The 25,870-nt window shown below is 68.7% G+C and carries 24 protein-coding genes and 1 tRNA gene; 7 read left to right on the top strand and 18 right to left on the bottom strand.

Going from position 1 to position 25,870, the window contains the following annotated elements; all coding sequences use genetic code 11:
* Positions 1-10 precede the first annotated feature (10 nt).
* Genes AC2SGK_RS01900 through AC2SGK_RS01885 form a run of 4 tightly spaced genes read right to left on the bottom strand, consistent with a single transcriptional unit; the run spans position 11 to position 5,823 of the window.
* A complete protein-coding gene (locus tag AC2SGK_RS01900) occupies positions 11-652 on the bottom strand; it encodes an aminotransferase class IV family protein (RefSeq protein WP_488321914.1) in 642 nt (213 codons plus the stop codon).
* Positions 613-1,740: an aminodeoxychorismate synthase component I gene (locus tag AC2SGK_RS01895; RefSeq protein ID WP_488321913.1), complete on the bottom strand. Its 1,128-nt coding sequence runs from the start codon at positions 1,738-1,740 to the stop codon at positions 613-615. Before AC2SGK_RS01895 ends, AC2SGK_RS01900 begins: the two co-directional genes overlap by 40 nt.
* A complete protein-coding gene (gene mfd / locus AC2SGK_RS01890) occupies positions 1,737-5,222 on the bottom strand; it encodes a transcription-repair coupling factor (protein WP_488321912.1) in 3,486 nt (1,161 codons plus the stop codon). The genes AC2SGK_RS01895 and mfd overlap by 4 nt, the downstream gene beginning before the upstream one ends.
* Before the next feature lie 40 nt (positions 5,223-5,262).
* Positions 5,263-5,823 carry a hypothetical protein gene (locus AC2SGK_RS01885; protein WP_488321911.1) on the bottom strand — a complete coding sequence of 187 codons (561 nt, stop codon included), beginning with the start codon at positions 5,821-5,823 and terminating at the stop codon, positions 5,263-5,265.
* A gap of 92 nt (positions 5,824-5,915) precedes the next feature.
* Here AC2SGK_RS01885 and hemB point away from each other — a divergent pair, with 92 nt between their 5' ends.
* Entirely contained in the window at positions 5,916-6,911 is a 996-nt protein-coding gene (hemB, locus tag AC2SGK_RS01880; protein WP_411837363.1) for a porphobilinogen synthase, read from the top strand.
* A 70-nt stretch (positions 6,912-6,981) separates the two neighbouring features.
* Positions 6,982-7,608, top strand: coding sequence for a lipid-binding SYLF domain-containing protein (locus tag AC2SGK_RS01875; protein ID WP_488321910.1), 627 nt, complete (start codon positions 6,982-6,984; stop codon positions 7,606-7,608).
* 7 nt (positions 7,609-7,615) lie between these two features.
* Here AC2SGK_RS01875 and AC2SGK_RS01870 read toward each other — a convergent pair whose 3' ends face one another.
* The 3 genes from AC2SGK_RS01870 to AC2SGK_RS01860 all read right to left on the bottom strand — a co-directional run bounded on the left by AC2SGK_RS01870 (position 7,616) and on the right by AC2SGK_RS01860 (position 9,758).
* On the bottom strand, positions 7,616-8,320 hold the full coding sequence (locus AC2SGK_RS01870; protein WP_488321909.1) for an intradiol ring-cleavage dioxygenase: 705 nt from the start codon (positions 8,318-8,320) through the stop codon (positions 7,616-7,618).
* Positions 8,321-8,386: 66 nt separating this feature from the next.
* Positions 8,387-9,031: a GntR family transcriptional regulator gene (locus AC2SGK_RS01865; protein WP_411837366.1), complete on the bottom strand. Its 645-nt coding sequence runs from the start codon at positions 9,029-9,031 to the stop codon at positions 8,387-8,389.
* Between the two features lie 31 nt (positions 9,032-9,062).
* A complete protein-coding gene (locus AC2SGK_RS01860; RefSeq protein WP_488321908.1) occupies positions 9,063-9,758 on the bottom strand; it encodes a M48 family metallopeptidase in 696 nt (231 codons plus the stop codon).
* A 97-nt stretch (positions 9,759-9,855) separates the two neighbouring features.
* Between AC2SGK_RS01860 and AC2SGK_RS01855 the strand changes: the two genes are divergently transcribed.
* A complete protein-coding gene (locus AC2SGK_RS01855) occupies positions 9,856-10,173 on the top strand; it encodes a TIGR02300 family protein (RefSeq protein ID WP_488321907.1) in 318 nt (105 codons plus the stop codon).
* A 173-nt stretch (positions 10,174-10,346) separates the two neighbouring features.
* Positions 10,347-10,422: transfer RNA gene (locus AC2SGK_RS01850), tRNA-Ala, on the top strand.
* A gap of 123 nt (positions 10,423-10,545) precedes the next feature.
* Here AC2SGK_RS01850 and AC2SGK_RS01845 read toward each other — a convergent pair.
* Complete coding sequence (locus AC2SGK_RS01845; protein WP_488321906.1) at positions 10,546-10,911, bottom strand: hypothetical protein; 366 nt, start codon at positions 10,909-10,911, stop codon at positions 10,546-10,548.
* The gene (locus AC2SGK_RS01840; protein ID WP_488321905.1) at positions 10,875-11,879 is read right to left on the bottom strand and encodes a DUF6538 domain-containing protein; all 1,005 of its coding nucleotides are present in this window, start codon (positions 11,877-11,879) and stop codon (positions 10,875-10,877) included. Before AC2SGK_RS01840 ends, AC2SGK_RS01845 begins: the two co-directional genes overlap by 37 nt.
* A 279-nt stretch (positions 11,880-12,158) precedes the next feature.
* Between AC2SGK_RS01840 and AC2SGK_RS01835 the strand changes: the two genes are divergently transcribed.
* Together AC2SGK_RS01835 and AC2SGK_RS01830 are read left to right on the top strand one after the other, a co-directional pair.
* On the top strand, positions 12,159-13,460 hold the full coding sequence (locus AC2SGK_RS01835; RefSeq protein WP_488321904.1) for an MFS transporter: 1,302 nt from the start codon (positions 12,159-12,161) through the stop codon (positions 13,458-13,460).
* 162 nt (positions 13,461-13,622) lie between these two features.
* Positions 13,623-14,483, top strand: coding sequence for a sugar phosphate isomerase/epimerase family protein (locus AC2SGK_RS01830; protein WP_488321903.1), 861 nt, complete (start codon positions 13,623-13,625; stop codon positions 14,481-14,483).
* 72 nt (positions 14,484-14,555) lie between these two features.
* Here the strand turns inward: AC2SGK_RS01830 and AC2SGK_RS01825 are convergent, their stop codons facing one another.
* The 9 genes from AC2SGK_RS01825 to AC2SGK_RS01785 form a co-directional block, all read right to left on the bottom strand.
* Positions 14,556-15,314, bottom strand: a complete 759-nt coding sequence (locus AC2SGK_RS01825; protein ID WP_488321902.1) for a 3-keto-disaccharide hydrolase — start codon at positions 15,312-15,314, stop codon at positions 14,556-14,558.
* Positions 15,315-15,371: 57 nt separating this feature from the next.
* A complete protein-coding gene (locus AC2SGK_RS01820; protein ID WP_488321901.1) occupies positions 15,372-16,010 on the bottom strand; it encodes a gluconate 2-dehydrogenase subunit 3 family protein in 639 nt (212 codons plus the stop codon).
* The gene (locus AC2SGK_RS01815) at positions 16,010-17,698 is read right to left on the bottom strand and encodes a GMC oxidoreductase (RefSeq protein WP_488321900.1); all 1,689 of its coding nucleotides are present in this window, start codon (positions 17,696-17,698) and stop codon (positions 16,010-16,012) included. The genes AC2SGK_RS01820 and AC2SGK_RS01815 overlap by 1 nt, the downstream gene beginning before the upstream one ends.
* A 37-nt stretch (positions 17,699-17,735) precedes the next feature.
* Positions 17,736-18,629, bottom strand: coding sequence for a hydroxypyruvate isomerase family protein (locus tag AC2SGK_RS01810; protein WP_488321899.1), 894 nt, complete (start codon positions 18,627-18,629; stop codon positions 17,736-17,738).
* Between the two features lie 121 nt (positions 18,630-18,750).
* Complete coding sequence (locus AC2SGK_RS01805) at positions 18,751-19,686, bottom strand: ABC transporter substrate-binding protein (RefSeq protein ID WP_488321898.1); 936 nt, start codon at positions 19,684-19,686, stop codon at positions 18,751-18,753.
* A gap of 28 nt (positions 19,687-19,714) precedes the next feature.
* Positions 19,715-20,725, bottom strand: coding sequence for an ABC transporter permease (locus AC2SGK_RS01800; RefSeq protein ID WP_411837376.1), 1,011 nt, complete (start codon positions 20,723-20,725; stop codon positions 19,715-19,717).
* Positions 20,722-22,224, bottom strand: coding sequence for a sugar ABC transporter ATP-binding protein (locus AC2SGK_RS01795; RefSeq protein WP_488321897.1), 1,503 nt, complete (start codon positions 22,222-22,224; stop codon positions 20,722-20,724). Before AC2SGK_RS01795 ends, AC2SGK_RS01800 begins: the two co-directional genes overlap by 4 nt.
* Complete coding sequence (locus AC2SGK_RS01790; protein ID WP_488321896.1) at positions 22,221-23,360, bottom strand: Gfo/Idh/MocA family protein; 1,140 nt, start codon at positions 23,358-23,360, stop codon at positions 22,221-22,223. Before AC2SGK_RS01790 ends, AC2SGK_RS01795 begins: the two co-directional genes overlap by 4 nt.
* Positions 23,357-24,415, bottom strand: coding sequence for a sugar phosphate isomerase/epimerase family protein (locus tag AC2SGK_RS01785; RefSeq protein ID WP_488321895.1), 1,059 nt, complete (start codon positions 24,413-24,415; stop codon positions 23,357-23,359). Before AC2SGK_RS01785 ends, AC2SGK_RS01790 begins: the two co-directional genes overlap by 4 nt.
* A gap of 136 nt (positions 24,416-24,551) precedes the next feature.
* On the opposite strand from AC2SGK_RS01785, the gene AC2SGK_RS01780 reads away from it, so the two are divergent.
* The gene (locus AC2SGK_RS01780) at positions 24,552-25,565 is read left to right on the top strand and encodes a LacI family DNA-binding transcriptional regulator (protein WP_488321894.1); all 1,014 of its coding nucleotides are present in this window, start codon (positions 24,552-24,554) and stop codon (positions 25,563-25,565) included.
* Positions 25,566-25,870 lie beyond the last annotated feature (305 nt).

Genomic DNA, 25,870 nt, shown 5'->3' with positions numbered 1-25,870 from the left:
TGCGCGGATATCAGGCGTCGATTAGCTCGGCGGGGATCAGGCCGCGCAGCGCATTGCCGCAGAACAGCTCGCCATCCTTCAGGTCGCGAGGGTACAGCACCGCCTCCTGCACCCGCCCGGACTGCAGCAGGCTCTCGCGCAGCACACCCGGCAGCAGGCCGCAGGACAGGGGCGGCGTAAGCAGCATCCCCTCGCGGCGCAGAAAGACGCTGGTGATCGAGCCCTCGCACAGCGCGCCATCGGCATTCAGCAGCAGCGCCTCGTCCATCCCGTCGGGCAACGCCGCCCGCGCCGCGTCATAGACCGGGCGGTGCGAGGACTTGATCGACAGCCAAGGGTCGCCGGCATCCAGCCGCAGCGGCGAGAGGCAGACACGCCAGCGTGACGGGTTCGGAGGCTGGGGCGCCGACGTGACCGTCACGCACCCCAATGCATCCACCGCCAACCGCGTCCGCAGCACCGTCCCGCGCGGCAGCCCGGTCAGCGCGGCCTCGACGGCCGCCGGGTCCAGCGGAAATCCCACCGCCGCACAGCCGCGCCGCAGCCGGGCCAGATGCAGCGGCCACAGCGCGATGCGGCCGTCGGCCTCGCGGCGCATCGTCTCGAAGACGGTCAGCCCCGCGGGGTAAGGTCCATGAATGCGGCCTTGCACAGCGCCTCCTCCCATTCCGATGCGGCCTCGCTGTCATGCACGATGCCGCCGCCCACGTTCAGCCGCAGGCGGTCGGGCGCGGCCAGCCAGGGCGACCGGATCGCCACCGAAAACCGCATCGGACCCTCCGGGTCGACCCACCCGATCGCGCCGCAATAGACCTCGCGCGGGGCGGCCTCCAGATCGGCGATGATCTCCATCGACCGGATCTTGGGCGCCCCGGTGATCGACCCGCAGGGAAACAGCGCCCCCAGGATCTGCGCCAGACCGACATCCGGCTGCAGCTGCCCCTGCACGGTCGAGACCATCTGATGCACCGTCGCGTAGGTCTCGACATGGAACAGTTCAGGCACGGTCACGCTGCCCGGCAGGCAGATGCGGCTGATGTCGTTGCGCAGCAGATCGACGATCATCAGGTTCTCGGCCCGGTTCTTGTCCGAGAGGCGCAGCGACCGGGCGGCGGCGGCGTCCTGCACGGGGCTTGCGGCGCGGGCGGCGGTGCCCTTCATCGGGCGGGTGGTGACGCGCCCTTGCCGGTCGACGGCAAAGAACAGCTCGGGGCTGCGCGACAGGACGGGCGGGCCGCCCAGATCGACGAAGGCGCCCTCGGGGACCGGCTGCCGCGCGGCCAGCGCGGCATAGAGCTCCAGCGGCGAGCCCTCCGCCTCGGCCTCCATCGGAAAGGTCAGGTTGATCTGGTAGGTGTCGCCCGATTCGATCAGCCGGTGCACCGCCGCGATGGCCGCGTCATAGCGCGCCCGGTCCCAGAGCGGCCGCGCGGGCCCGATGCGCCCCGCCGGACCCGGCAGCGGCGGTGCCGGGCGGGGACCGTCGAACACCCCCATCAGGATCAGCGGCATCGCCCGACCCGCAGGCATCCGCCCCGCCAGGCGCGGGATCAGCGCATATCCCAGCTCATAGGACAGATAGCCCGCCAGCCAGCAACCCCGCCCGACCGCTGCCTGCATCGCCGCCAGCGCAGGCGCCACGCCCTGCGCGGTGTCGGCCCGGATCACCGACTGCGGGGCCGCGAACAGCGTGCCGCCGCCCAGGGGCCCCGTGTCGAAACGGACCTGTCCGGCGGTCATGCCCTGGCCTTGCCCGCGGTCGCGGCGCGGCCTTCGCGGACCTTGGCGGCCAGGTCGCGGGCCACGGCGAAGGCGCCCTTGATCCGCTCGGCGTCGGTCGCGAAGTCGCGCTTCAGGACGACCTTGTTGTCGGTCACCTTGGCGGTGCCACGCTCGTCTGCCAGGAAATCGACCAGGCCCGCAGGGTTCGGGAACTTGTCCATGTGGAACTGCACCGTCACGCCCTTGGGGCCGACGTCCAGCTTGGAGATGTTGGCGCGTTTCGCCATCGCCTTGATGCGGATGACCAGAAGCAGCGTGTTCACCTCGCGCGGTAGCGGACCGAAGCGGTCGATTAGCTCGGCCGCGAAACCCTCCAGCTCCACCTTGGTGGTCAGCTCGGCCAGGCGGCGGTAGAGACCCAGGCGAACGTCCAGATCGGGGATGTAGCTGTCGGGGATGGTCACCGGCACGCCCAGGTTCAGCTGCGGCGCCCATTCATCCTCGGGCGTGCCCTCCAGCTCGCCGGATTTCAGCTTGGCGATCGTCTCCTCCAGCATCTGCTGATAGAGCTCGAAGCCGACCTCCTTGATATGACCCGACTGCTCCTCGCCCAGCAGGTTGCCCGCGCCGCGCAGGTCCAGATCCTGCGACGCCAAGTTGAACCCTGCCCCCAGCCCGTCGATCGAGCCCAGGAACTTCAGCCGCCGCATCGCCTGCGGGGTCAGCGGCACGCGCGGCTTGGTGGTCAGATAGCAATAGGCCCGCGCCTTGGACCGCCCCACCCGGCCGCGGATCTGATAGAGCTGCGACAGGCCGAACATGTCGGCGCGCCAGACGACCATCGTGTTGGCGGTCGGGATGTCCAGGCCCGATTCGACGATGGTCGTGGCCAGAAGCACGTCATGGCTGCCGTCATAGAAGGCGTTCATGCGGGCATCCAGATCGCCCGCCGCCAGCTGGCCGTGGGCCACGATATAGTTCAGCTCGGGCATGTTCTCGGTCAGCCAATGCTCGACCTCGGGCAGGTCGGTCAGGCGCGGGACGACGAAGAAGGACTGCCCGCCGCGATACTTCTCGCGCAGAAGCGCCTCGCGGATGGTGACGCTGTCGAATTCGCTGACATAGGTGCGGATCGCCAGGCGGTCCACCGGCGGCGTGCTGATGACCGAGAGGTCCCGCACCCCGGTCAGGGACAGCTGCAGCGTGCGCGGGATGGGCGTCGCGGTCAGCGTCAAGACGTGGATGTCGGACCGCAGCTCCTTCAGGCGCTCCTTGTGGCCGACGCCGAAATGCTGCTCCTCGTCGATGATCAAGAGGCCGAGATTCTTGAACCGCACGCCCTTGGCCAGCACCGCATGGGTGCCCACGACGATATCCACGCTGCCATCCGACAGGCCGGTCCGGGTCGCCGCCGCGTCCTTAGCGCTGACGAAGCGCGACAGGGGCCGCACGGTGATCGCGGTGCCGCGGAACCGTTCGACGAAGCTGCGGTAATGCTGGCGCGCCAGCAGGGTCGTGGGAGCGACCACGGCCACCTGCATGCCTTGGCTGGCGGCAATGAAGGCCGCGCGCATCGCGACCTCGGTCTTGCCAAAGCCCACATCGCCCACGACCAGGCGGTCCATCGGGCGGCCCGCGGCCAGATCCTCGGCCACGTCCTCGATGGCCGACAGCTGGTCGTCGGTCTCGCTGTAGGGGAAGCGGGCGGCGAACTGCTGCCAGTCGTGATCCTCGGGCTCCAGCACGGGGGCGGGCCGCAGCAGGCGTTCGGCGGCGACGCGCATCAGCTTGTCGGCGATCAGCTTGATGCGTTCCTTGAGCCGTGCCTTGCGCGCTTGCCACGCGCCGCCGCCAAGGCGATCCAGCAATCCCTCCTCATGGCCGTAACGCGAGAGCAGCTCGATATTCTCGACCGGGACATAGAGCCGGTCGCCCCCCGCATACTCCAGCGCGACGCAGTCATGGGGCACCTTGAGCGCCATGATCGTCTCGATGCCGGTATAGCGGCCGATGCCGTGTTCGACATGCACGACCAGATCGCCGGGCGACAGGGTCTGGGTGTCCTTGAGGAAATTGTCGGCCTTGCGCCGCTTCTTCGCGCCCCGGATCAGCCGGTCGCCCAGCACGTCCTGTTCCGAGATGACCGCGATCCGCCCCAAGGCGGTGCCATCCGCGACGAACCCCTCCTCCAGCGGCCAGACGGCAAGGCCGATGCTGCCCGCAGCCTCGGGCAGGTCGCGCAGATCGGCGATGGGCTTGGCGCCCGCCAGCCCCTCATCGGTCAGAAGCCCCGACAGGCGGTCGCGCGCCCCGTCGGAGAAGCTGGCGATGACCACGCGATGCGTGCGGGCCAGCGTCTTGACGTGATCGGCCAGGGCGCTGAACAGGTTGACCTGTTCCGCCTGCCGTTCGGGGGCGAAGTTGCGCCCCGGCCGCCCGCCCGCATCCAGCACGCCCGGACCGGGGGGCTGGTTCAGCACCGACAGGCGCAGCACGCGATGCGCCGACAGCCAGGCGGACCATTCGCCTTCCGTCGGGAACATCGCGTCGGGGGGGATGGGCTTGTAGACCGTATCGCTGCGCCCCTTGGCGGCCATGGCGGCGCGGCGGGCGTCGAACTGTTCGCGGATCGTGGCGCGGCGGGCGTCGATCACCTGGCCCAGATGGTCGTCCAGCACCACCGAGGCGCCGGGAAGATAGTCGAAAAGGCTCTCCATCCGGTCGTGGAACCAGGGCAGCCAATGCTCCATCCCGGCGGTCTTGCGCCCCGCGCTGACGCTCTCGTACAGCGGATCGTTCGTGCCGCCGCCATATTCGGTGCGATAGCTCTGCCGGAAGCGGGTGATGGCGGGTTCGTCCAGGACGACCTCGGACATGGGGGCCAGCTCGACCCGGTCCAGCTTTTCGGTGGTGCGCTGCGTGTCGGGGTCGAAGCGGCGCGCCCCGTCCAGCACGTCGCCGAACAGGTCCAGCCGGATCGGCCCCGCCGTGCCCGGCGCATAGATGTCGATGATGCCTCCCCGGATCGCGTAATCGCCCGGATCGGTGACGGTGGGGCTTTGCACGAAGCCCATGCGCACCAGAAAGTCGCGCAGCGCAGCCTCGTCAATGCGGTCGCCCACGCGCGCGATGAAGGCCGTGCCGCGCACCAGATCGCGGGCGGGCACGCGCTGCAGCACCGCGTTCAGCGTGGTCAGCAGCACGAACGGTCCCTTGACCCGCCCCTGCGCCAGCCCGGCCAGCGTCGCCATGCGCGCCGCCTGCACCTCGGGCGCGGGGGATACGCGGTCATAGGGCGTCGTGTCCCAGGCCGGAAAGTCCAGCACGGCCAGATGCGGGGCCATGAAGGCCAGCGCCGCGCGCATCGCCTCCATGCGGCGGTCGTCGCGGGCCACGTGGATCACGGGGGCGCCGCGGTTTTCGGGTCGCGCGGCCTCGCGCGCGATCAGCGCAGCGTCATAGCCTTCGGGCGCGCCGGAGAGGATCAGCTGGTCGGACATGAGCCGTGAGGTATAGGGCCGCGCCGCGAAGTCAAGCGCGTCAGAAGCCCATCGGGTCCATCAGCGTCCACACCGCCCCCCACAGCGCCACCACCGCGACCGACAGCATCGACAGGACCGTCACGCCCCGCTTGTGCCAGACCATCGCGCGCATTGCGTCGCGGGCGGCCTGCGACACGGGCGCGCGCCCCTCCTGCGCGGCGGCGACCAGGGGCGTCAGCCGGCGCGCCAGACGCAGCCGCATCCAGAACAGCACCCAGAACGGGGCCAGCAGCAGGACCAGGGCCTGCGCCATCTCCAGACCAAAGCCGAATCCCAGGATCGCCAGCGAGGTCAGCAGGAAGGTGGTGACCCCCAGAAAGGCCGCGCCCTCGCGCGGGCTCAGCTGCCAGCGCGGCAGGACCAGCGACAGCCAGTCCAGCAGCGTGATGGCCGCATCCTCGGTCGCGGGGTCGCGGCGGGCGCGGGCCAGGACCTCGGTCGGGATGCCCAGCACGCTGCGGCCGGTGACCGACCACATGCCGACCAGCAGCAGCCAGAACCAGATCGAGGAGAAGGATCGGCTGCCCAGGAGGCCCAGCAGGTTGTCGAATTGCGGCACGGGCAGTTCCTTGTCCTTGGCTGCGCGCGACCTTAGAACGGGTTTCATCCAAGGAAAAGCGCCGCTTGCGCCCCATGACAGGAGGCCCCCCGATGGCCAGCCCGATCGTTGCCCCGTTTCCCGCCGGCCGCCTGCGCCGCCTGCGCCGCAACGCCAACATCCGCGCCATGGTGTCGGAGCGCAACCTGACCCCCGCCAACCTGATCTGGCCGATCTTCGTGACCGAGGTCGCGGGCGCCGAGGGCGAGATCGCCTCCATGCCCGGGGTCGAGCGCCTGACGCTGGACGGGGCACGGCGCGCGGCGGAACGGGCGGCGCGGCTGAACATTCCCGCCATCTGCATCTTTCCCCATTCCGACCAGGCCAGCCGCACCGACGACTGCGCCCGGGCCTGGGACCCCGACAATATCGGCAACCTGGCGATCCGCGCGGTCAAGGAGGAGGTCCCGGACCTGGTCGTGATGACTGACATCGCGCTGGACCCCTACAACGCCAACGGCCATGACGGCCTGGTCCGCGACGGAGAGATCCTGAACGACGAGACGATCGAGGCGCTGGTCCGCATGGCGCTGGTCCAAGCGGAATCCGGGGCCGACATCCTGGGCCCGAGCGACATGATGGACGGGCGCATCGCCGCCCTGCGCGCGGCGCTGGAGCGCGAGGGCCACAAGAACGTGGCGATCCTGTCCTATGCCGCGAAGTTCGCCAGCGCCTTCTACGGCCCGTTCCGCGACGCGGTGGGCGCCTCGGGGCGGCTGGTCGGCGACAAGAAGACCTATCAGATCAACCCCGCCAATCGCGGCGAGGCGATCCGCTGCGTCGCCCGCGACCTGGCCGAGGGCGCCGACATGGTCATGGTCAAGCCCGGCATGCCCTATCTGGACATCTGCCAGGCCGTGAAGGAGGAGTTCGGCGCCCCCACCTTCGCCTATCAGGTCAGCGGCGAATACGCGATGCTGGAGGGGGCGATCCGCAACGGCTGGCTGTCGCGCGACGCGATGATCGAGAGCCTGCTGTGCTTCCGGCGGGCTGGCTGCGACGGGGTGCTCAGCTACTTCGCGCCGACGGTCGCCGAAATGCTGGCGTGACGCCCGCCGCTGGCCTATCCTGCGCGCCAACGGGCCGCCACGAGCCCCGCACAACGACACGAGGCGACACATGAGCAACCCGATCGGCCTGTCCCGGCGCAACGTCCTTCTGGCGGGAGGGGCGGCGCTGCTGACCGCCGCCTGCAGCAACGCGGTCGGCAGCGACGCCTCCGCGCAGCTGGATGCGCGGGTGGACCAGACGCATCAGTATCTGGTCTCGACCTATCCCGCCTCGCAGCCGCTGCTGCAGAACGCGCGCGGCGTGCTCTACATGCCGCTGATGACCGAGGCCGCGCTTGGTCTGGGCGGGGCCTATGGCCAGGGCGCGCTGCGCATCGGCGGGCAGACGGTCGACTACTACTCCGCGACCCGCGCCACGGTGGGCTTCCAGGCGGGCGCGCAGCAATATGCGCATGTGCTGATCTTCCAGGACGAACAGGCGCTGATGGCGTTCCGCGCGGCACCGGGCTGGACCGCGGGGGCCGGGGCCTATTACGCGCTGCCCTCGGGCGGCATGGCGGTGGGGGCCGACACGTTCAGCGCCCAGTTCCCGGTGGTCGCGATGATCTTCGGACAGTCCGGCCTGATCGCCGGTGCCGCCATCGAGGGCACGAAATACACCCGCGTCATCCCCTCCTCCCTGCCCGAGGTCCAGTTCGGCACCATCGGCCTGCCGCCGATGGGCACCCCCGGCTGACGCGCATCTAAAGCAGCGCGGCGCGGTCGTCGGACAGGCCGATGACCATGGCCGCGTCGAAGCCGCCCTCGACCTGCGTGACCTCGGCATAGGCGCCCTGCCCCGCGCGGCGCGCGATGCCGTCGCGGTCGTTGAAGATCCGCCCCCGCGTGCTGTCGCGGGCATAGTCGGGCAGCTGGTCGAAGACCGCCCGGCTGAAGCGGTCGGGAAAGAAGATCTGCCCGGTCAGCAGGTCGCGTTCCCCCAGCAGCACCTTGAAATGCACATGCGCGGTGCGTCCGCGATACCAGCCCGGCCAGATCGTGCGGAAGGCCGCGCGCCCGGCCTGGTTGGTCATCTGCGTACCGCGCAGGCAGGTCTCGCCGCGCTGGTCGCCCTGCTCCTGCCCGGCATAGCCGCTGTAGTTGCCCTGCGCGTCGCAATGCCAGACATCGACGCGCGCCCCCTCGATCGGCCGGCAGGCCGCGTCCACCACCTGCAGCCGCAGCGCCAGCGGATAGCCGGGCCGCCCGTCGCGGATGTCGCCGCGCATCAGGCGGGGGTCGAAATAGAACGGGCCCTCGGTCGTCTCCGGGGTCAGCTGACAGACATTCGCGGCGATCAGGCGGGCGGCGCGGGCCTCGTCGGCCAGCGCGGGCAGGACGGCGCCCACGCCCAGGACCGACGGCGCGGCGATGGCCAGGCGTTGCAGCAATTGACGGCGGTCGATCATGGCGGCGTCTCCTCTGGCGCAGGGCCATGATGCCCGGCACCGCGGCCGCGCCAAGTCAAATTGCCGTCAGCCCCCTTCGGTGGAGGTCAGGTGCCGCAGGCCGTGGGTCACGTCCGCCCGCACCGCCAGCCGCAGCGCGGGTTCGTCCCCCGCCCGCAGCGCGGCCAGGATCATCCGGTGATGCCGCGGCGGCTCGTTCCGCCGCACCCGGCCATAGAGCGCGCGCATGGTCGGCCCCAGCTGCAGCCAGATCGTCTCCAGCATGGCCAGCATGGCCGGGGCCTGGGCACGCAGGTACAGCATCCGGTGAAAGTCCAGGTTGCAGCGGATGTAGCCCACCGCGTCATGGCGTTCGACCGCATCGGCGATGCGCCCGTTCATCACCGCCAGCCGGTCGATCAGCGCGAAATGCGCCCGCGGCAGGGCGCGGGCCGCCAGCTCGGGCTCGATCAGCGCGCGCAGGGCGGCCAGCTCTTCGATCCGGTCGTCCGACAGGGCGGGCGTGGCGACGCGACCCGAGGCCGACAGGGTCAGCGCGCCCTCGGCCACCAGCCGCCGCACGGCCTCGCGCGCGGGCGTCATCGACAGGTGATGGTCGCGCGCGATCCCGCGCAGGGTCAGCGCCCGGCCGGGCGGCAGCTCGCCCAGCATGATCTGGCTGCGCAGCGTGCGGTAGAGGCGCTCATGCGCGGTGGGATCGGTCGGGCTCATGCGGAAGGTGTGATCACGAATCGCGCGCCCGTCAATCGCCGAACCGCCACAGCATCAGGTCGCCGCCCTGCGCGCGCAGCCAGGCCCGATGCGGCGCGTGATCCGGCATCAGCGCCGCGACCTGCGCCCAGAAGCGGGGCGAATGGTCCATATGCGCCAGATGCGCCACCTCATGCGCCGCGACATAGTCGAGGACCGGCGGCGGTGCCATGATCAGCCGCCAGTTGAACATCAGCCGCCCGTCATGGGTGCAGCTGCCCCAGCGCGAGCGCGTGTCGCGCAGCACGATGGCCCGATAGGGTCGGCCCAGCCGCGCCGCATGGCGGTCGCAGGCCGCGCGCAGCCGCGTCATGGCCAGCTGCCGCAGCCAGGCCGCGGCCACCGTGCCCGCAGGCCGGCCCTCGGGGATCAGCAGCGCATGGGCCTCGGGCGTCACGCGGCGCACGGGCGCGGGGGTCAGGATCAGCGCGCGCCCCTCGACCGGCAGGGCCGCGCCGGGGGCCGCCACGCGCCGTTCCGGCACCCGGCCCATGGCGGCCTGCAGCCAGTCGCGGCGCGACTGCGCGAAATCGCGGCCCTCCGACAGGGGCACATGCGGGGGCAGCGTCAGCACCGGACCCGAGCCGTCGCGCGGCACGCGCAGCGTCATGCGCCGCGCCCGGCCCGACCGGCGCAGGCGCACCGCAAGCCCCTCATCCAGGATGATCCGCTGATCGCCGCTTGCCATGCCCGCCCCGGCCTGCCAGATAAAGCCTTTGACACCCTCTGGCCGCTGTGGCAGGGGATCGCCCGATTTCCCCTAATCGCGGCTGAAGGAGAATACCATGCCCAAAGAGGAATGGGGCACCAAACGCCTGTGCCCGCATTGCGCGACCCGGTTCTACGACCTCAAGGCCGACCCGATGACCTGTCCGGCCTGCGGCAACACGTTCAGCCTGGACAGCCTGACCGACGGCCGCGGCAAGACGCTGGTGACCGAGAAGACCGCCGCCTCCAACGATGACGACGATCTGGTCGACGACGAGGAGGACATCGCCGACGATGCCGGCGAGATCGACGACGATCTGCTGGAGGAGGACGATGACGACGGCGACGTGTCGCTGGACGACATCGCCGATGTCGCCGGAGACGAGGAGGACTGATCCCCTCAAGGCCGCACCCCCCGGGGCGCGGCCTTTTTCGTGGCCGGGCGGGGGTTATTCCGGGGTCGCAAAAAATCTGACCCGGGACATTCTTTTTCCGCTTGCGCCCCGCGGCGCCCGCCCATATAGACCCCACACGCGGCGGCGCTGAAACGCTTCGCGGACCTCAAGGTGGGGCCATAGCTCAGTTGGTAGAGCGCTTGAATGGCATTCAAGAGGTCAGGGGTTCGACTCCCCTTGGCTCCACCATTAATCAAATATCGTTTTAATTTAGCATCTTGCAGAGAAACTTCTGCCTGGCTGCCTAGGCTATTCTGCCTAGTGTCGAAGGGCCAGTGGCCAGCCCCTCTCTCTGATTCCTCGGTGTTGCAGTCAGGCCCGCGAAACCTTGATAAGGCCCAGCCGAACGGCTTCCCAATAGCTGACCTCCCCATGCCCCTGAAGTGACATCAGGATTTCACCGTTGCCGCCGCGCCGATGGTTCAGGCCCGCAGCCTTCAGGGCATCGATGACCGCTTCCGGGTCGATGATGTCTAGCGATTGGGTGAACTTCTGGGCCAGCCCGTCAAAGCCTGCCGGGTCGTTGTTCATCACCATGCTTCGCACGGCCTGCTGCATCTGCCGTGCCATGCGGCCGTCGCCTTCGATGAAGTCACCGAACATGTCGGCATCATGGACGCCCAGCGCGCCGACACGATCCATCACGGCCCGGTAAAAGCCTGCATGGGCATCTTCCATCTGCCGGGAAAGCTCGGAGGGGTCAGGGCATCGCGGATATGGCTTTCCCATTCGGCCTGCTTCATCGGCCAGGGTGTGTAAAGGAGCTTCTGCACCTCCTCATCAGTGAAGGGCCGCTCCTCCTCCTTCCTGCTGCCGCGCTCCACCCGCTTGCCGGTCTGAACCGTCTGCTGCCCATTCCACGGCCACCCATCGTCTAGGCACAGACCGGGCGGAAGGTTGATGTGTCCACGCCGGGCAAGGTGCTTCCAGTAGGACCGCAGCGCGGTCAGGTGCTTTGTCTGGGTGACCGGGTGCAGGGGGTCGATCTCCTCCCCCACATACCTGCCAGCCTGCCTCCGGTCGATCCGGTCCAGCGTTAGCATCTTCGCGTCAGCCCATCGGGCAAACCTTAGAACCAACCCCCGGCGCTCTGCCGTGGTCTTCGGGGCAAGCCCCGCGGTGGACAGATAGGCTTCGAGGTGATGTGCAACCCCCTCGCGCCCCGTGAAAGCATCCGTGAAGGTTCGCCGCTGGGCATCGTCCCGAAGGCGCTCCGCCTCATCAGAAGCAAGCTCTTGGGCAAGGTCCAGTGCGTCGGGGTAGTCGGCCTCTCTGGCATCGGTGATCGCATCACGCCACAGAGCGCCCCGCTGGGCTGGCCCTAGAGTGGCAAGCTTCGGTGGTCCTGAAGGCTTCCATCCGGGCAACTCAAAGGTAACCCTGCGGCCCAGCTTGATCTGTCGGAACTGCATCGAGGTCTGCGCTTCCAGTTCATCACGTCGGCGCTTGGCTTCGATAACGTCAGCCGTGGCTAGGTTCACCCGGACAAACTTTGGCCCCCCGATGATGGTGTGAACGGCTGCGGGCAGCTGCTGTCGATACCAGAAGACATTGGCTTGCAGCCACAGGTGCCGTTCGCCGCCGCGCTTGCTCTTACCCGCCATGTCGCACCATTCTGCCTGGTCATGGCCTGTGATCTTCAGCAATACAAGGATTATTGGGGATACTCCCAGCTAGGTGTAGCCTCCCCTTGGCTCCACCATTAATCCTCAGACGATCCGAGCAGATGCGCGAAACGCCCGCGCAGGCACGCGGAAACTTGACACTGCCGGTCGGCGGGTTAAGCCGTCACAGACCGTTCCGGACGGAGCGGCCATCCGACGATCTTCCCCCGTTCAGGCCGACGCATCAGGGCTGCATCATCAGCGCCGACCATACCGCACGGGGGTCACATCCCCTGCCCTCCAGCGCCCTATGGATCTTCCATGACCATCACCCGACCATCCGCCGCGCGCACCCGCGCGGCCCCGACCAATTCGCCCGCCCAGGTCCTGACGGCCAGCGTCATCGGCACGACGATCGAGTTCTTCGACTTCTACATCTATGCAACGGCGGCCGTCCTGGTGTTCCCGACGCTGTTCTTTCCGGGGTCCGACCCGACCACGGCGCTGCTGGCCTCCTTCGCCACCTTCTCGATCGCGTTCTTCGCGCGGCCCCTGGGGGCGATCGTCTTCGGTCATTATGGCGACCGCATCGGGCGCAAGGCCACGCTGGTCGCGGCGCTGCTGACGATGGGCGTGTCCACGGTCACCATCGGCCTGCTGCCGACCCATGCGCAGATCGGGGTCTGGGCGCCGCTGCTGCTGGCGCTGTGCCGGTTCGGGCAGGGATTCGGCCTGGGCGGCGAATGGGGCGGCGCGGTCCTGCTGGCGACCGAGAACGCGCCCGAGGGCAAGCGCAGCTGGTACGGGATGTTCCCGCAACTGGGCGCACCCCTGGGCCTGCTGCTGTCGTCGGGCTTCTTCTGGGTGCTGCTGCACTTCATCACCCAGGATCAGCTGCTGGCCTGGGGCTGGCGCCTGCCGTTCCTGTCGTCGATCCTGCTGATCGCCATCGGCCTGTGGGTCCGCCTGTCCATCACCGAGACCCCGGAATTCGCCGAGGCCGTGAAGAAGGACAAGCGCGTCTCGGTCCCGCTGGCCGAACTGTTCCGCAACCACAAGCTCAGCCTGCTTCTGGGCACCTTCGCGGCGCTGGCGACCTTCGTGCTGTTCTACCTGGCGACCGCGTGGCTGCTGTCCTACAACGTCAAGGTGCTGCAGATCCCGTTCACGGACGCGCTGCTGATCCAGATCTACGGGTCGATCGTCTTCGGCCTGACCATCCCCTTCGCGGGCAAGATCGCCGACCGCACTGGACGCTACGGCTTCCTGATCGTGGTGACGGTCCTGATCGGTGCCTTCGCGCTGTCCTTCGGGCAGCTGATGCAGGGCAGCGCCGAAAACGAGGCCAGCATCTATCTGTTCGTCACGATCAGCCTGGTGCTGATGGGCCTGACCTATGGCGTCATCGGGGCGGCGCTGGCCGCGCCCTTCCCGGCGCAGGTGCGCTATACCGGGTCGTCGCTGACCTTCAACTTCGCCGGCATCTTCGGCGCGTCTCTGGCGCCCTACGCGGCGACCTGGCTGCAGATGAACTATGGCATGGCGCAGGTCGGATACTATCTGCTGGCCGCGGCCGTGATCTCGCTGATCTGCATCGTGGCGACCGGGCGCGACAAGATCTGAATCCGTCCAAGACCGCTCCCCGCGCCGCACGGTGCGGGGAGACACCGCCCGACGCCTCCCCCACGCGGCGTGATTCCGGCCTGATGTAATCCTTTTCATCGCTCATGAAATCCATTACATCAGGACCTGCCCTCATCGGGAGGGCGTCCATGGGAGAGAGACATGACCCGATACTTCACCGGCCTGACGCTGACGCCCGCCCTGCTGGCCGCGCTGGCCGTTCCCGCCCTGGCCCAGGAGGACCGCAAGGCCGCCGACCTGCCGATCGCGGTGCAGCTCTACACGCTGCGCGATTTCGGCACGCTGGAGGAGCGGCTGGCGGCCGTGCAGGCGGCGGGCGTCACCGCGGTGGAAACCGTGGGCACGCAGGACGTCGCGGCGGAGGAGCTGAAGGCGCTGCTGGACGAACATGGCATCGAGGCGATCTCGACCCATGCGCAGCTGGCCGATCTGCGCGCCGACCCGCAGGCGGTGATCGACTTCAACAAGGCCATCGGCAACGACGTGATCACGGTACCCTTCCTGCGCGAGGAGGATAGGCCCACCGATGCCGCCGGATGGACCGCCCTGGGCGAGGAGCTGGCCGCGCTGAGCGAGACCGTGCAGGCGGCGGACATGACGCTGGCCTATCACAACCACGCCTTCGAGATGGTCGAGTTCGACGGCCGCACCGCGCTGGAGATCATGATGGAGGCCGCGGGAGAGGACGTGATGGCCGAGCTGGACCTGGCCTGGGTCGCCCGTGGCGGGCTGGACCCGGTCGAGTACATGTCCCGCTTCGACGGCCGCCTGTTCGCCATCCACGCCAAGGACAACGCCCCCAAGGGCGAGGCCGAGGACGAGCGCGGCTTCAAGGCCCTGGGCGAGGGCGTGCTGGACTGGGCCGCGATCCTGCCCGCCGCCGAGGCGGCCGGCGCGGACTGGTACATCATCGAGCATGACCAGCCGATCGACGCCGCCCAGGTCGTGACGACCGGCGCCACCTTCCTGACCCGGAACCTGCCCGACACCGTGACGCGCTGAGCGCCACCGGCGATGCCGAAGGGGCCGCGCGATCCGCGCGGCCCCTTTTCGTTGCGCCCCGTGGGTCCGGGATCACATTGGGCGGACCCAGATGTTGCGGAAGCTGACATCCGCGTCGTGGTCCTGCAGCTGGATGGGCGCGCAGTCATGCGCCTCATAGGCCGGATAGCCGATCCATTCCGTCGCCCCTTGGATCTGAGCGTGGTTCTGCACCACGACCCCGTTGTGCAGCACGGTGACATGGGCGGGACGGCGCAGCGCGCCTTCGTCCGAAAAGACCGGCGCCTGGAAGATGATGTCGTAGCTCTGCCATTCCTCCGGCGCGCGCGAGGCGTTCACCAGCGGCAGGTGCTGCTTGTAGATCGACCCCGCCTGCCCGTTCGCATAGGTCGGGTTCTCATGGCTGTCCAGGACCTGCACCTCGTAGCGGCTCTGCAGGAAGATGCCGCTGTTGCCGCGGTCTTGGCCGTCATGTCCCTCGTCGTTCGGCGGAGAGCGCCATTCGACATGCAGCTGCACGTCGCAGAAGCTCTCTGTGGTGCGGATGTCGCCCGATCCGCGCGCGACGCGCATCGCGCCGTCCTCGACGATCCATTCGGCCGGGCCGCCGTTCAGGGATTCCCATCCGTCCAGACCGGTCCCGTCGAACAGCACGACCGCATCCGACGGCGGCTGGCCCTCGGGGGTCTGGACCAGGCGCGGCTCGGGCCCGGCGATCTCGGTCACGCGGGACTGGGCCTGGCGCTCCTCGCGGGTGGGCTCGTCGGCCTCCTGGGCCAGAGCGGGGGCGGCCAGCGCCAGAAGCGCGGCCATCGATGTCATCAGTCTCATGGCAATGTCCTCTGCGGAAGGAAGGCGGCCCCGGCCGCGCCGGGGCCGATGTGTCGATCAGGTGGCCCAGGCCGGGCCGCCGTCGTAATCCAGGTCGCCGATGTACTCGCCCGGCACCGGCTCATAGCGCAGCACCTGCGTCGCCCCGATCTCGGAGGTGAAGAAGCCCAGAAGCGTCAGCTGCTGGAACGGCGTGAACCAGTGCAGCGCCGGCAGTTCGACGTCGGTCTCGGCCGCCGCCGCGCCGTCGGCCGCGGGCTGGACGTTGCGCGCCTGCAGGCGGGCCTCCTCCTTGGCCGCATTCACGATGACCGCCTGCGCCGCCGCCGCGACCATCGCCTCCTGCAGCAGCTCCCGGCGCTGCTCGGGCTCCAGCGTCTCGAAGGCCGCGCCATGGCGGGACTGCGCCTCGGCCTTCAGCGTCGCCATGCTGTCGCGGAAGGCGGCCTGCTCCTCGGCGTCATAGCAGTCGCTGACGAACTGGGTCATGAAGGCGCCCACGCCCGCATCCTTGGCGCCCGGCGTGTCGGTGGCGGGGATGATCGTCTCGGCCACCTCGTCCAGAAAGGCCGCATCCTCGGGGGTGAACAGGTTACGCCCCGTCTCGGTCGGGACATAGGCCATGACGCGGCCCGCACCGATCATGGCCGTGCCGGTCAGGGCGGCGATCATCGCCAGAAGGTTGCGACGGTTCATCACAGATCTCCGTTCTTGAGGGCTTTGACGGCGTGATCGGCCGCACGCGCGGTCAGCGCCATGTAGGTCAGCGACGGGTTCACGCAGCTGGCCGAGGTCATGCAGGCCCCGTCCGTCACATAGACGTTCGGCGCGTCCCAGACCTGGTTGTCGCCGTTCAGCACCGAGGTCGCGGGGTCGCGGCCCATGCGCGCCGTGCCCATTTCGTGGATGCCCATGCCGGGGGCATAGTCGCGATCGACCGGCTTGACGTCGACGACGCCCGCGGCCTCCAGGATCTCGACCGCGTCCTGCTTCATGTCCTCGCGCATGCGCTTCTCGTTCTCGCGCAGGTCCACGCTGACGGACAGGACCGGCAGGCCCCATTTGTCCGTCGTCCCGCGATCCAGCGAGATGGCGTTGTCGTGATAGGGCAGCATCTCGCCAAAGCCGGTCATGCCGATGGTCCAGTCGCCGGGCGTCGACAGCGCCTGCTTCAGGTCCGCGCCGATGTTAAGCTCGGCGATGTCGCGCTGCCATCCCTGGCGGCTGGCCGAACCCTGATAGCCGAAGCCACGGGTATAGGGCCGCTCCTCGCCGTCGATGTTGCGGAAGCGCGGGATGTAGAAGCCCGCCGGACGGCGCCCGAAATAGTACTTGTCGTCGAACCCCTCGACCCGGCCCTCGGCGCCGACGCGGAAGTGGTGGTCCATGACGTTGTGGCCCAGCTCGCCCGAGGAGGACCCCAGACCGCCCTCCCAGACATCCGTGGCCGAGTTCATCAGCACCCAGGTGGAGTTGAAGCTGGAGGCGTTCAGGAACACCACGTCGGCGGTGTATTCATAGGTCAGGTTCGTCTCGGCATCGATGATCTCGACGCCGCGGGCCCGCTTGCGGTCCTTGTCGTAGAGCACCTCCTTCACGATGGAGAACGGCCGCAGCGTCAGGTTGCCCGTGGCCATCGCGGCCGGCAGCGTCGCCGATTGCGTGCTGAAATAGGCGCCATAGGGGCAGCCCAGCCAGCACTTGTTGCGATACTGGCAGGCGACGCGGTTCTGCTCCGGCTTGGCCTCGGTGATGTTCGCCACGCGCGCGTTGATCAGATAGCGCTTGCCGCCGAAGGCGTTGCGCAGCCGGGCGGCCACGTCCTTTTCCACGATGTTCAGCGGGATGGGCGGCAGGAACTGCCCGTCGGGCAGAATGTCCAGCCCCTCGGCCGTGCCGGAGATGCCCGCGAACCGCTCGACATGGTCGTACCAGGGCGCGATGTCGGCATAGCGGATCGGCCAGTCGGTCGCGATGCCCTCGCGTTCGTTGGCGGTGAAGTCGGTGTCCGACAGGCGATAGGTCTGGCGGCCCCACATCAGGCTGCGCCCGCCGACATGATAGCCGCGGAACCAGTCGAAGCGCTTGGCCTCGACATAGGGGCTGTCCTGTTCGTTGGCCCACATGCCGAAGGTCTGCTCGTTCAGCGGATAGTCGCGCGACAGGACGGGATAGTTCTCCTCCATCTGCACCGTGGCGGTGCCGCGATGGGGATAATCCCAGGCCTCCTTCTCGGCGTTCACGTAATCGGACAGATGCTCAATGTTGCGGCCGCGCTCCAGCATCAGGACCTTCAGGCCCCGCTCGGTCAGCTCCTTGGCGGCCCAGCCGCCGCTGATGCCCGATCCGACGACGATCGCGTCGTAATGCATGTTCTCTGCCATCTGGCGTTTCCTTCTTCCGGTGATGCTCGTGGCGGGGTCAGACGTCGCAGGTCAGCACCGCGTCGCGCAGCGATCGCGGCCCGGTCTGCGGGTCGAGGGGGATGAATTCCTGCGCGATCCAGCCCTGAAAGCCGGTGTCGCGGATCGCGCGGCAGATCGCGGGATAGTTCAGCTCCTGCCGGTCGTCGGGTTCGTTGCGGCCGGGATTGCCCGCGGTGTGGTAATGGCCGAACCAGCGGTGGTGATCGGTGATCGTGCGGATCACGTCCCCTTCCATGATCTGCATGTGATAGATGTCGTAGAGCAGCCTGAAGCCGGGGCTGTTCAGCCGCTCGCACAGCGCCACGCCCCAGGCGCTGCGGTCGCAGAGATAGTCGGGATGGTTCACGCGGCTGTTCAGCAGCTCCATGTGCAGGACGACCCCCGCGGCCTCGGCCGCGGGCAGGATGCGCGACAGGCCGCGCGCGCAGTTCTCCAAGCCTTCCGCGTCGCTCATGCCGCGGCGGTTGCCGCTGAACAGGATCAGGTTGGTGTGGCCCGCCGCCGCGACCAGGTCGATGTGGCGCAGATAGCTCTCGGTCAGGCGGTCATGGTTCGCGGGGTCCGCCCAGCCGTCCTCCAGGCTGATCTCGGCGCCGTTGCACATGGAGCTGGCCAGCCCGTGCCGCGCCAGCACCGGCCAGTCGTCCGGCCCGCACAGGTCGATCGCGCCCAGGCCCACCTCGCGGGCCAGCAGGCACAGATCGTCCAGCGCCATGTCGCCGAAGGTCCAGCGCGCGACGGAATGGTTGATGGTGCCCTTCAGCGCGGGCGCCGCCTGCTGCGCGGCGGCGGTGCCTGCCAGCGTGGCGCCCAGGGCCATCGCGCCTGCGCCTTGGAACAGGCCGCGCCGCGACAGGGCCGCAGCCGGTCGATCCGACAAATCGGTCATGGTGTCCTCCCTTGATGCGTGATGCCCCGGTCGCCCAAATGAAACCGATTACACAGCGGGGCGGACCGACCCTCCTCCGGGTCGGATACGGCGCGGGATCACCCCCGCGCCGCGCGGCCCCTCAGTAGGGGCTGTCCTCGAAGTAGAAGTCCTCGGCGTTGTCGGGGGTGATCAGCTCGGAGGCGATGATGAACTCGCCGGTCATCGGCGCGCCCGCGGTCAGGCCCAGGGCCGTCATCTCGATCGCGGTCGAGATCATCGAGGGCGGATAGGTCACGTTCACCGGCACGGTCGGGTCGCTGTTCTGGATGCGCTGGACCATCTCCTTCATGCCCGCGCCGCCGACGACGAACATCTCGTCGGTGCGTCCGGCCTGGTCGATGGCGGCCAGCGCGCCCACGGCCATGTCGTCATCGGCCGCCCAGACCGCGTCGATCTCGGGGAAGCGCGACAGCCAGTCCTGCATCAGGCCGAAGGCCGTGTCGCGGTTCCAGTTGCCGTGATCCATGGCCAGCACCTCGATGCCCGACCCCTCCAGCGCGGCCTCGAAGCCCGCGACGCGCTCGTTGTCGACGGTGGATGCGATGCCGCGCATCACCACGACCTTGGCGCCCTCGTCCAGCGTGTCGGCGAAATACTGGCCCGCCGTGCGCCCGAAGCTGTCGTTGTCGCCCGCGACATAGAGGTTCTCGATCCCCTCCTGCGCCAGGCCGCGGTCCACGACCGTGACCCAGACGCCGCTTTCGGCGATGCGCTGGATCGGGCCGGTCAGCGGCTCGGATTCGAAGGGCAGCACGACCAGCGCGTCGATGCCGCGGGTGGCCACCATGTCCTCCAGGTCCGACACCTGCTGGCCCGGACCCGAGGTCGTGGTCAGCACGAATTCCAGGTCGGGATTGGCCTCCGACAGCCGCTCGATGGTGCGCTCGGCGTGAAAGTTCAGGGCGCCCGCCCAGCCGTGGGTCGCGGCGGGGATGGATACGCCGATGGTCTGCGACAGCGCCGGGACGGCCGTCAGGCCCAGCAGCGCGGTGGTGGCGATCAGGGTCTTTCTCATGGTGGTTACTCCTCCCACAGGTGAAAAATCAGCGTGCCGCGCCGGTATTGCGTTGCAGCACGACGGCAAGGATGATGACGACGCCCTGGATGGCCCCGTTCAGGTAAGGGCTGACGAAGTCCGTCAGGTTCAGCAGGTTGCCGATCAGCGACAGGATCAGCACCCCCACGACCGTGCCCCAGACGCGTCCGAAGCCGCCCTTCAGCAGCGTGCCGCCGATGATGACCGCGGCGATGGCCTCCAGCTCCCACAGCAGGCCCGTCGTGGCGGATGCCGAGCCCAGGCGCGGGACATACATCACGACCGCGATGCCCACCGACAGGCCCAGCAGCACATAGGTGGCCAGCTTGACCCGCGCGACGGCGACCGCCGAATAGCGCGCGACCTTCTCGTTCGAGCCGATGGCGGCGCAGTGCCGGCCGAAGGCGGTGTGGCGCATGGTGATCTCTCCGACCACCGCCAGCAGCGCGAAGACCAGGATCGGCCAGCTGATCCCCAGGATGCCGCCGTAATAGACGGGGCGGTACAGCTCCTGCATCTCGTAGCCCAAGGACAGCGTGCCCCCGTCGGCCAGCCAGGTGATCAGGCTGCGATAAATGCCCATGGTCCCCAGCGTCAGGATAAAGGCCTCGATGCCCGCCCGGGTGATCAGCACGCCGTTGATCAGGCCCGCGATCAGCCCGGTCGCCAGCGCCAGCCCGACGCCCAGCAAGATGACAGGAAGCCCGGTCCCCATGCTGCCGGTCAGCTGGTTCATCACCAGGATCATCAGCCCCGCGACGAAGGCCGCCATCGAGCCCACCGACAGGTCCAGCCCGCCCGCGGTGATGACGAAGGTCATGCCGATCGCGATGATGCCGATGAAGGCCGAGCGCGCCAGCACGTTGGTGATGTTGGCATAGCTGAGGAAGTTCGGGTTCAGCGCCATGCCGATCAGGACCAGCACGATCAGCGCGACGATGGGCGCGATGACCGGCAGGTTGGCCACAAGGCCGCCGCGGCTGCGGGGGCTGTGCGATTTGGTCGTTGCCACGCTCATGCCGCGGTCACTCCTTGTCCTTCAAGTCCCATGGCGAGGCGCACGATGCCGCGTTCGGTCACCGCGTCGCTCGACAGTTCCCCGGCGATGCGGCCGGCATGCATGACGATCACCCGCCCCGCGAGGCCGATCAGCTCGGGCATCTCGGAGGAGATCACGATGACGCTGCGCCCCTCCGCGGCCAGGGCGGCGATCAGGTTGTAGATCTGCTGCTTGGTGCCGATGTCGATGCCGCGGGTCGGCTCGTCGATGATGACGACCTCGGGGTCCGACAGGAGCGTCTTGGCCAGAAGCAGCTTCTGCTGGTTGCCGCCCGACAGGTTGCCCACGGCCATGCCGCGCTCGGGCGCCTTGATGGCGAAATCGGCGATGGCCTTGTCGAGGGCGGCCTCCTCGCGGCCGCGGTCGATCAGCGGACGCCCGAAGCGCGACAGCTGGCCCAAGGTCAGGTTCTCGCGCAGCGACTTCTCCAGCAGCAGCCCCGCGCCCTTGCGGTCCTCGGTCAGATAGACCAGCCCCGCACCCACCGCCCGCGCGACGTCGCCCGCGGGCAGGTCCTGCCCCTTGAGCCGCACCTGGCCCTCGCGCGGGCGCAGTCCGGCGATGGCCTCGGCCAGTTCCGTCCGGCCCGATCCGACCAGCCCGCCGATGCCCAGCACCTCGCCCCGATGCAGGGTCAGATCCGCGTTCTCGACCACGCCGGCCACCGACAGGCCCCGCACCTCCAGGATCGTCTCGGCCCCGCGCCCCGCCTTGGCGGGATAGAGGTCCGACAGCTCGCGCCCGACCATGGCGGTCGCCATGTCGTCCTCGGTCACGTCGGCGGTCCGGTCGGACCGCACCATCACGCCGTCGCGCAGCACGGTGACGCGGTCCGCGATGCGCTTGACCTCGCCCAGCTTGTGCGAGGTGTAGAGGATCGCCACCCCCTCGTCGCGCAGACGCTCGATCTGGGCGAACAGGACCTCGGTCTCCTTCTCGGTCAGCACGGCGGTCGGCTCGTCCATGATCAGCACGCGCGCCTGACGCGACAGGGCCTTCGCGATCTCGACCATCTGCTTGTCGGGAACCGACAGGCGCGACACCCGCTCGCCGGGATCGGCGCGGCAGTCCAGCCGGGCCAGCAGCTCGGCCGTGCGCGCGCGCATCGCCCGATGGTCCAGCAGAAAGCCCCGCCGCAACTCGCGGCCCAGAAAGACGTTCTGATCGACGCTCAGATGTTCGGCCAGGTTGAACTCCTGGTGGATCATGATGATCCCCCGCGCCTCGGCCTCGTCCGAACCCGAGAACCGCGCGGGCCGCCCCTCGAAGGTGACCTCGCCGGCCGTGGGGTCCAGATAGCCCGCGAGGATCTTCATCGTCGTGGACTTGCCCGCGCCGTTCTCTCCGATCAGGGCATGGACCTCGCCGGGGCGCAGCGCGAAATCGACGCCGTGCAGCACCTCGATGGGGCCGAAGGATTTGGTGACCCCCGTCAGGGCCAGGATCGGCGCGCTCATGCCATCACCTCCACGAAGGCCGTTCCCGCCGCGTTGGACCGGATGCAGGCGTCGATGAAGGAAAGCCCCTCGACCCCGTCGGCGATGCCGGGCAGGCACAGGTCCTCGGGCAGCGGGCGTCCAGCCTGCCGCGCGCGGATCGCGCGGGCGGCCTCGGCATAGATGTTCGCGAACCCCTCAAGATAGCCCTCGGGATGGCCGGCGGGCACGCGGCTGCCGGCATCCCCGGTCAGCGTCCCCGGACCGCCGCGACGCAGCTTGCGCGCGGGTTGACCGAAGGGGGTGAACCACAGCGTCTCGGGCGTCTCGTGGTGCCATTCGATGCCGCCCTTGGCGCCGAAGACGCGCAGCCGCAGCCCATTCTCGCCGCCCGGCGCCACCTGCGACGCCCAGAGCATGCCCTTGGCGCCACCCTCATAGCGCAGCAGCACATGCGCGTTGTCGTCCAGCCGCCGCCCCGGCACGAAGCTTGACAGATCCGCCGCCAGATGCGAGGGCCGCATGCCCGTCACGAACCGCGCCAGCTGGAAGGCATGCGTGCCGATGTCGCCGATCGCGCCCCCGGCCCCGGCCCGTGCCGGATCGCCGCGCCATTCGGCCTGCTTGCTGCCGCTGTCCTCGGTCAGCCAGTCCTGGGCGTATTCCACCTGCACCAGGCGGATCGCACCCAGATCGCCGCGCGCGATCAGCGCCCGCGCCTCGCGGATCATCGGATAGGCCGAATAGTTGTGGGTCAGCACGAACAGCGCGTCGCCCGCCTCCGCAATGCGCGCCAAGGCATGCGCCTCCTCCAGCGTCGCGGTCATCGGCTTGTCGCAGATGACGTGGATGCCCGCCTCCAAGAAGGCGCGCGCCACGGGGAAATGCAGATGGTTCGGGGTGCAGATCGCGACGGCCTCGATCCCGTCCGGGCGCGCCGCCTCGGCCACGGCCATCTCTGCGTAATCCGCATAGCTGCGCGCGATGCCCGCCGCGTCGGCGCTGGCCTGCGCGCGCGCGGCATCCGACGACAGCGCGCCCGCCAGCAGCGCGAACTGTCCGTCCAGGCGCGCGGCGATGCGATGCACGTTGCCGATCATCGCCCCCGCGCCGCCGCCGACCATGCCCAGGCGGATGGGTTCATGCCGCGCGCTCATCGGTCCAGCCCCAGCATGCGCCGGTTGGCGGCATCGTCGGTGCCCGCCCCCGCGAAATCGTCGAAGGCATGGTCGGTCACGCGGATGATGTGATCGCGCACGAAGGCCGCACCCTCGCGCGCGCCGTCCTCGGGGTGCTTCAGCGCGCATTCCCACTCGACCACGGCCCAGCCGTCGAAGCCGTGCGCCGTGAGCCGGGAGAAGACCGCGCCGAAATCCACCTGACCGTCGCCGGGGCTGCGGAACCGGCCCGCACGCCGGACCCAAGGCTGATAGCCGCCATAGACACCCTGCCGCCCGGTCGGATTGAACTCGGCATCCTTGACGTGGAACATGCCGATCCGCTCGGCATAGATGTCGATGTTGTCGAGGTAGTCCAACTGCTGCAGGACGTAATGCGACGGATCGTAGAGCATGCGGGCGCGCGGGTGCTGATCGACCCGGTCGAGGAACATCTCGAAGCTGACCCCGTCATGCAGATCCTCTCCGGGATGGATCTCGAAGCAGATGTCGACGCCGCGGCTGTCGGCATGATCCAGGATCGGGCGCCAGCGCGCGGCAAGCTCATCGAACGCCGCCTCGACAAGACCCGCCGGGCGCTGCGGCCAAGGATAAAGATAAGGCCAGGCCAGCGCGCCCGAGAACGCAGCCATTCGGTCTAGACCCAGATTGGCCGAGGCGTCGATGGTCTTGCGGACCTGATCGACCGCCCATTCCTGGCGCGCCGCGGGATTGCCGCGCAGGCCTGCGGGGGCGAAGCCGTCGAACAGCGCATCATAGGCCGGATGCACCGCGACCAGCTGGCCCTGCACATGCGCCGACAGTTCGGTGATGCTCACGCCGTTCGCGGCGGCGGCACCGGCCAGATCCTCGGCATAGCCGCGCGAGGACGCCGCCTGCTCCAGATCCATCAGTTGCGCCGCGCCGGACGGAACCTGCACCCCCAGATAGCCGCATTCGGCGGCCCAAGCCGTGATCGCGTCCCAGCCGTCGAACGGCCCCGTGTCGCCCACGAACTGCGCAAGAAACAGGCCGGGGCCCCGCATGGTCTTCATCGAATGTCTCCTCCCCACCCGCTCCCCGGTGCAGGGACCGAATGTAATCGGTTTCATGAATTGAAAACACAGATTGAAAAGGTTTACAAGAGGGTGTCATGCGTTATTGCATGGGCATGATCCCAAAGGAAATTCTGTGACGAACTCGATCCGACCGCCCCGAATCCACGACGTCGCCCAGCTTGCGGGCGTCTCAGTCGCGACGGTCAGCCGGGTCATCTCGAATCCCGGCATCGTCGCGCAGACCACGCGGGAGGCGGTCGAGGCCGCCATCGCGGCCACCGGCTACACCGTGAACCTGACCGCCCGGAACCTGCGTCAGCAGCAGGTCGGGGGCGTCTTGGCCCTGGTTCCCAAGCTGGCCAACCCGTTCTTCTCCGAGATCCTGTCGGGCATCTCGGACGTCCTGCGCCGCGAGGGTCTCAGCCTGCTGGTGGTCGACACGACGGCTGTTCCGCACCAACCGGCGCGGACCGCGCTGGCCTCCTATCTCAGCCGCTCGCGCTCCGACGGGGTGATCGTGCTGGACGGCAGACTGGATCCGACGCTGTTCGCCGCGCCGGGCTGCCCGCCGGTGGTGCAGGCCTGTGAATGGAACGAGGCGCTGCAGGCCCCCCGCGTGCTGGCCGACAACGCGGCCGGCGGGCGGCTGGCCGCACGGCATCTGACCGGGCTGGGGCACCGCCGCATCCTGCACCTGACCGGCCCGGAGGCGAACACGCTGACTATCGACCGCCGGCGGGGATTCCTGCACGGTCTTTCCGAAGCGGGGTTGGACGCAGCCGACAGCCCCGAGATGACGGGCGATTTCAGCATCGCCTCGGGACATGCCGCCGCTGCCCGCATCTTGGCGCTCGAGGACCGCCCCACCGCCGTCTTCTGCGACAACGACGAGATGGCGATCGGCCTGATTACCGGCCTGATCCGCACGGGGCTGGACGTTCCCGGCGACATCTCGGTGATGGGCTTCGACAACATCGAGATGTCGGCCTACTGCCTGCCGGCGCTGACCACGATCCGCCAGCACCGCGCCCGCCTCGGTCGCCGCGCGGCCGAGGTCCTGCTGTCCCGCATGCGCGGCGAGGCCGTCGACGGCACAACAATGCTGGACGTCGAACTCTTGGCCCGCGCCAGCACCGGCCCAGCATAGAGCGACGGCAAGCGCGATCCTGGCACATGCGCCTTTGGGCGAGCTGACAGAAATCAGATTCGGCTGCGGTCCTATCACGTCTTCCCATATATCAATTTTTTCGACCGGACATTTAGGTACAGCGCCTTGGGCGTGGCTGTTTTGCCAGAACGGGTTCTCGGTGGCGGTCGTCCGTGGCTCAGATCAACTCTAGGCAGGAGGTGGAACCTAGTACTACAGTTGCGCATTGATGCGCAACTTCCGATGTGCGATGGCAGCGATCGCTTGATGTTCTCGTCGCCATCGTGACCAGTCCCAGACAAAGG

The organism is Paracoccus sp. NIOT.M2S5SZ12, from assembly GCF_057748165.1.
The sequence above is the reverse complement of the archived record's forward strand: the minus strand, read 5'-3'. Positions and strand labels throughout refer to the sequence as shown.

Bases quoted from the DNA above. Each gene is read 5' to 3' on its own strand.
- AC2SGK_RS01895 (WP_488321913.1), bottom strand. From the start codon at position 1,740: ATGACCGCCGGACAGGTCCGTTTCGACACGGGGCCCCTGGGCGGCGGC.
- mfd (WP_488321912.1), bottom strand. From the start codon at position 5,222: ATGTCCGACCAGCTGATCCTCTCCGGCGCGCCCGAAGGCTATGACGCT.
- hemB (WP_411837363.1), top strand. From the start codon at position 5,916: ATGGCCAGCCCGATCGTTGCCCCGTTTCCCGCCGGCCGCCTGCGCCGC.
- AC2SGK_RS01875 (WP_488321910.1), top strand. From the start codon at position 6,982: ATGAGCAACCCGATCGGCCTGTCCCGGCGCAACGTCCTTCTGGCGGGA.
- AC2SGK_RS01870 (WP_488321909.1), bottom strand. From the start codon at position 8,320: ATGATCGACCGCCGTCAATTGCTGCAACGCCTGGCCATCGCCGCGCCG.
- AC2SGK_RS01865 (WP_411837366.1), bottom strand. From the start codon at position 9,031: ATGAGCCCGACCGATCCCACCGCGCATGAGCGCCTCTACCGCACGCTG.
- AC2SGK_RS01860 (WP_488321908.1), bottom strand. From the start codon at position 9,758: ATGGCAAGCGGCGATCAGCGGATCATCCTGGATGAGGGGCTTGCGGTG.
- AC2SGK_RS01855 (WP_488321907.1), top strand. From the start codon at position 9,856: ATGCCCAAAGAGGAATGGGGCACCAAACGCCTGTGCCCGCATTGCGCG.
- AC2SGK_RS01845 (WP_488321906.1), bottom strand. From the start codon at position 10,911: ATGGAAGATGCCCATGCAGGCTTTTACCGGGCCGTGATGGATCGTGTC.
- AC2SGK_RS01835 (WP_488321904.1), top strand. From the start codon at position 12,159: ATGACCATCACCCGACCATCCGCCGCGCGCACCCGCGCGGCCCCGACC.
- AC2SGK_RS01830 (WP_488321903.1), top strand. From the start codon at position 13,623: ATGACCCGATACTTCACCGGCCTGACGCTGACGCCCGCCCTGCTGGCC.
- AC2SGK_RS01825 (WP_488321902.1), bottom strand. From the start codon at position 15,314: ATGAGACTGATGACATCGATGGCCGCGCTTCTGGCGCTGGCCGCCCCC.
- AC2SGK_RS01820 (WP_488321901.1), bottom strand. From the start codon at position 16,010: ATGAACCGTCGCAACCTTCTGGCGATGATCGCCGCCCTGACCGGCACG.
- AC2SGK_RS01815 (WP_488321900.1), bottom strand. From the start codon at position 17,698: ATGGCAGAGAACATGCATTACGACGCGATCGTCGTCGGATCGGGCATC.
- AC2SGK_RS01810 (WP_488321899.1), bottom strand. From the start codon at position 18,629: ATGACCGATTTGTCGGATCGACCGGCTGCGGCCCTGTCGCGGCGCGGC.
- AC2SGK_RS01805 (WP_488321898.1), bottom strand. From the start codon at position 19,686: ATGAGAAAGACCCTGATCGCCACCACCGCGCTGCTGGGCCTGACGGCC.
- AC2SGK_RS01800 (WP_411837376.1), bottom strand. From the start codon at position 20,725: ATGAGCGTGGCAACGACCAAATCGCACAGCCCCCGCAGCCGCGGCGGC.
- AC2SGK_RS01795 (WP_488321897.1), bottom strand. From the start codon at position 22,224: ATGAGCGCGCCGATCCTGGCCCTGACGGGGGTCACCAAATCCTTCGGC.
- AC2SGK_RS01790 (WP_488321896.1), bottom strand. From the start codon at position 23,360: ATGAGCGCGCGGCATGAACCCATCCGCCTGGGCATGGTCGGCGGCGGC.
- AC2SGK_RS01785 (WP_488321895.1), bottom strand. From the start codon at position 24,415: ATGAAGACCATGCGGGGCCCCGGCCTGTTTCTTGCGCAGTTCGTGGGC.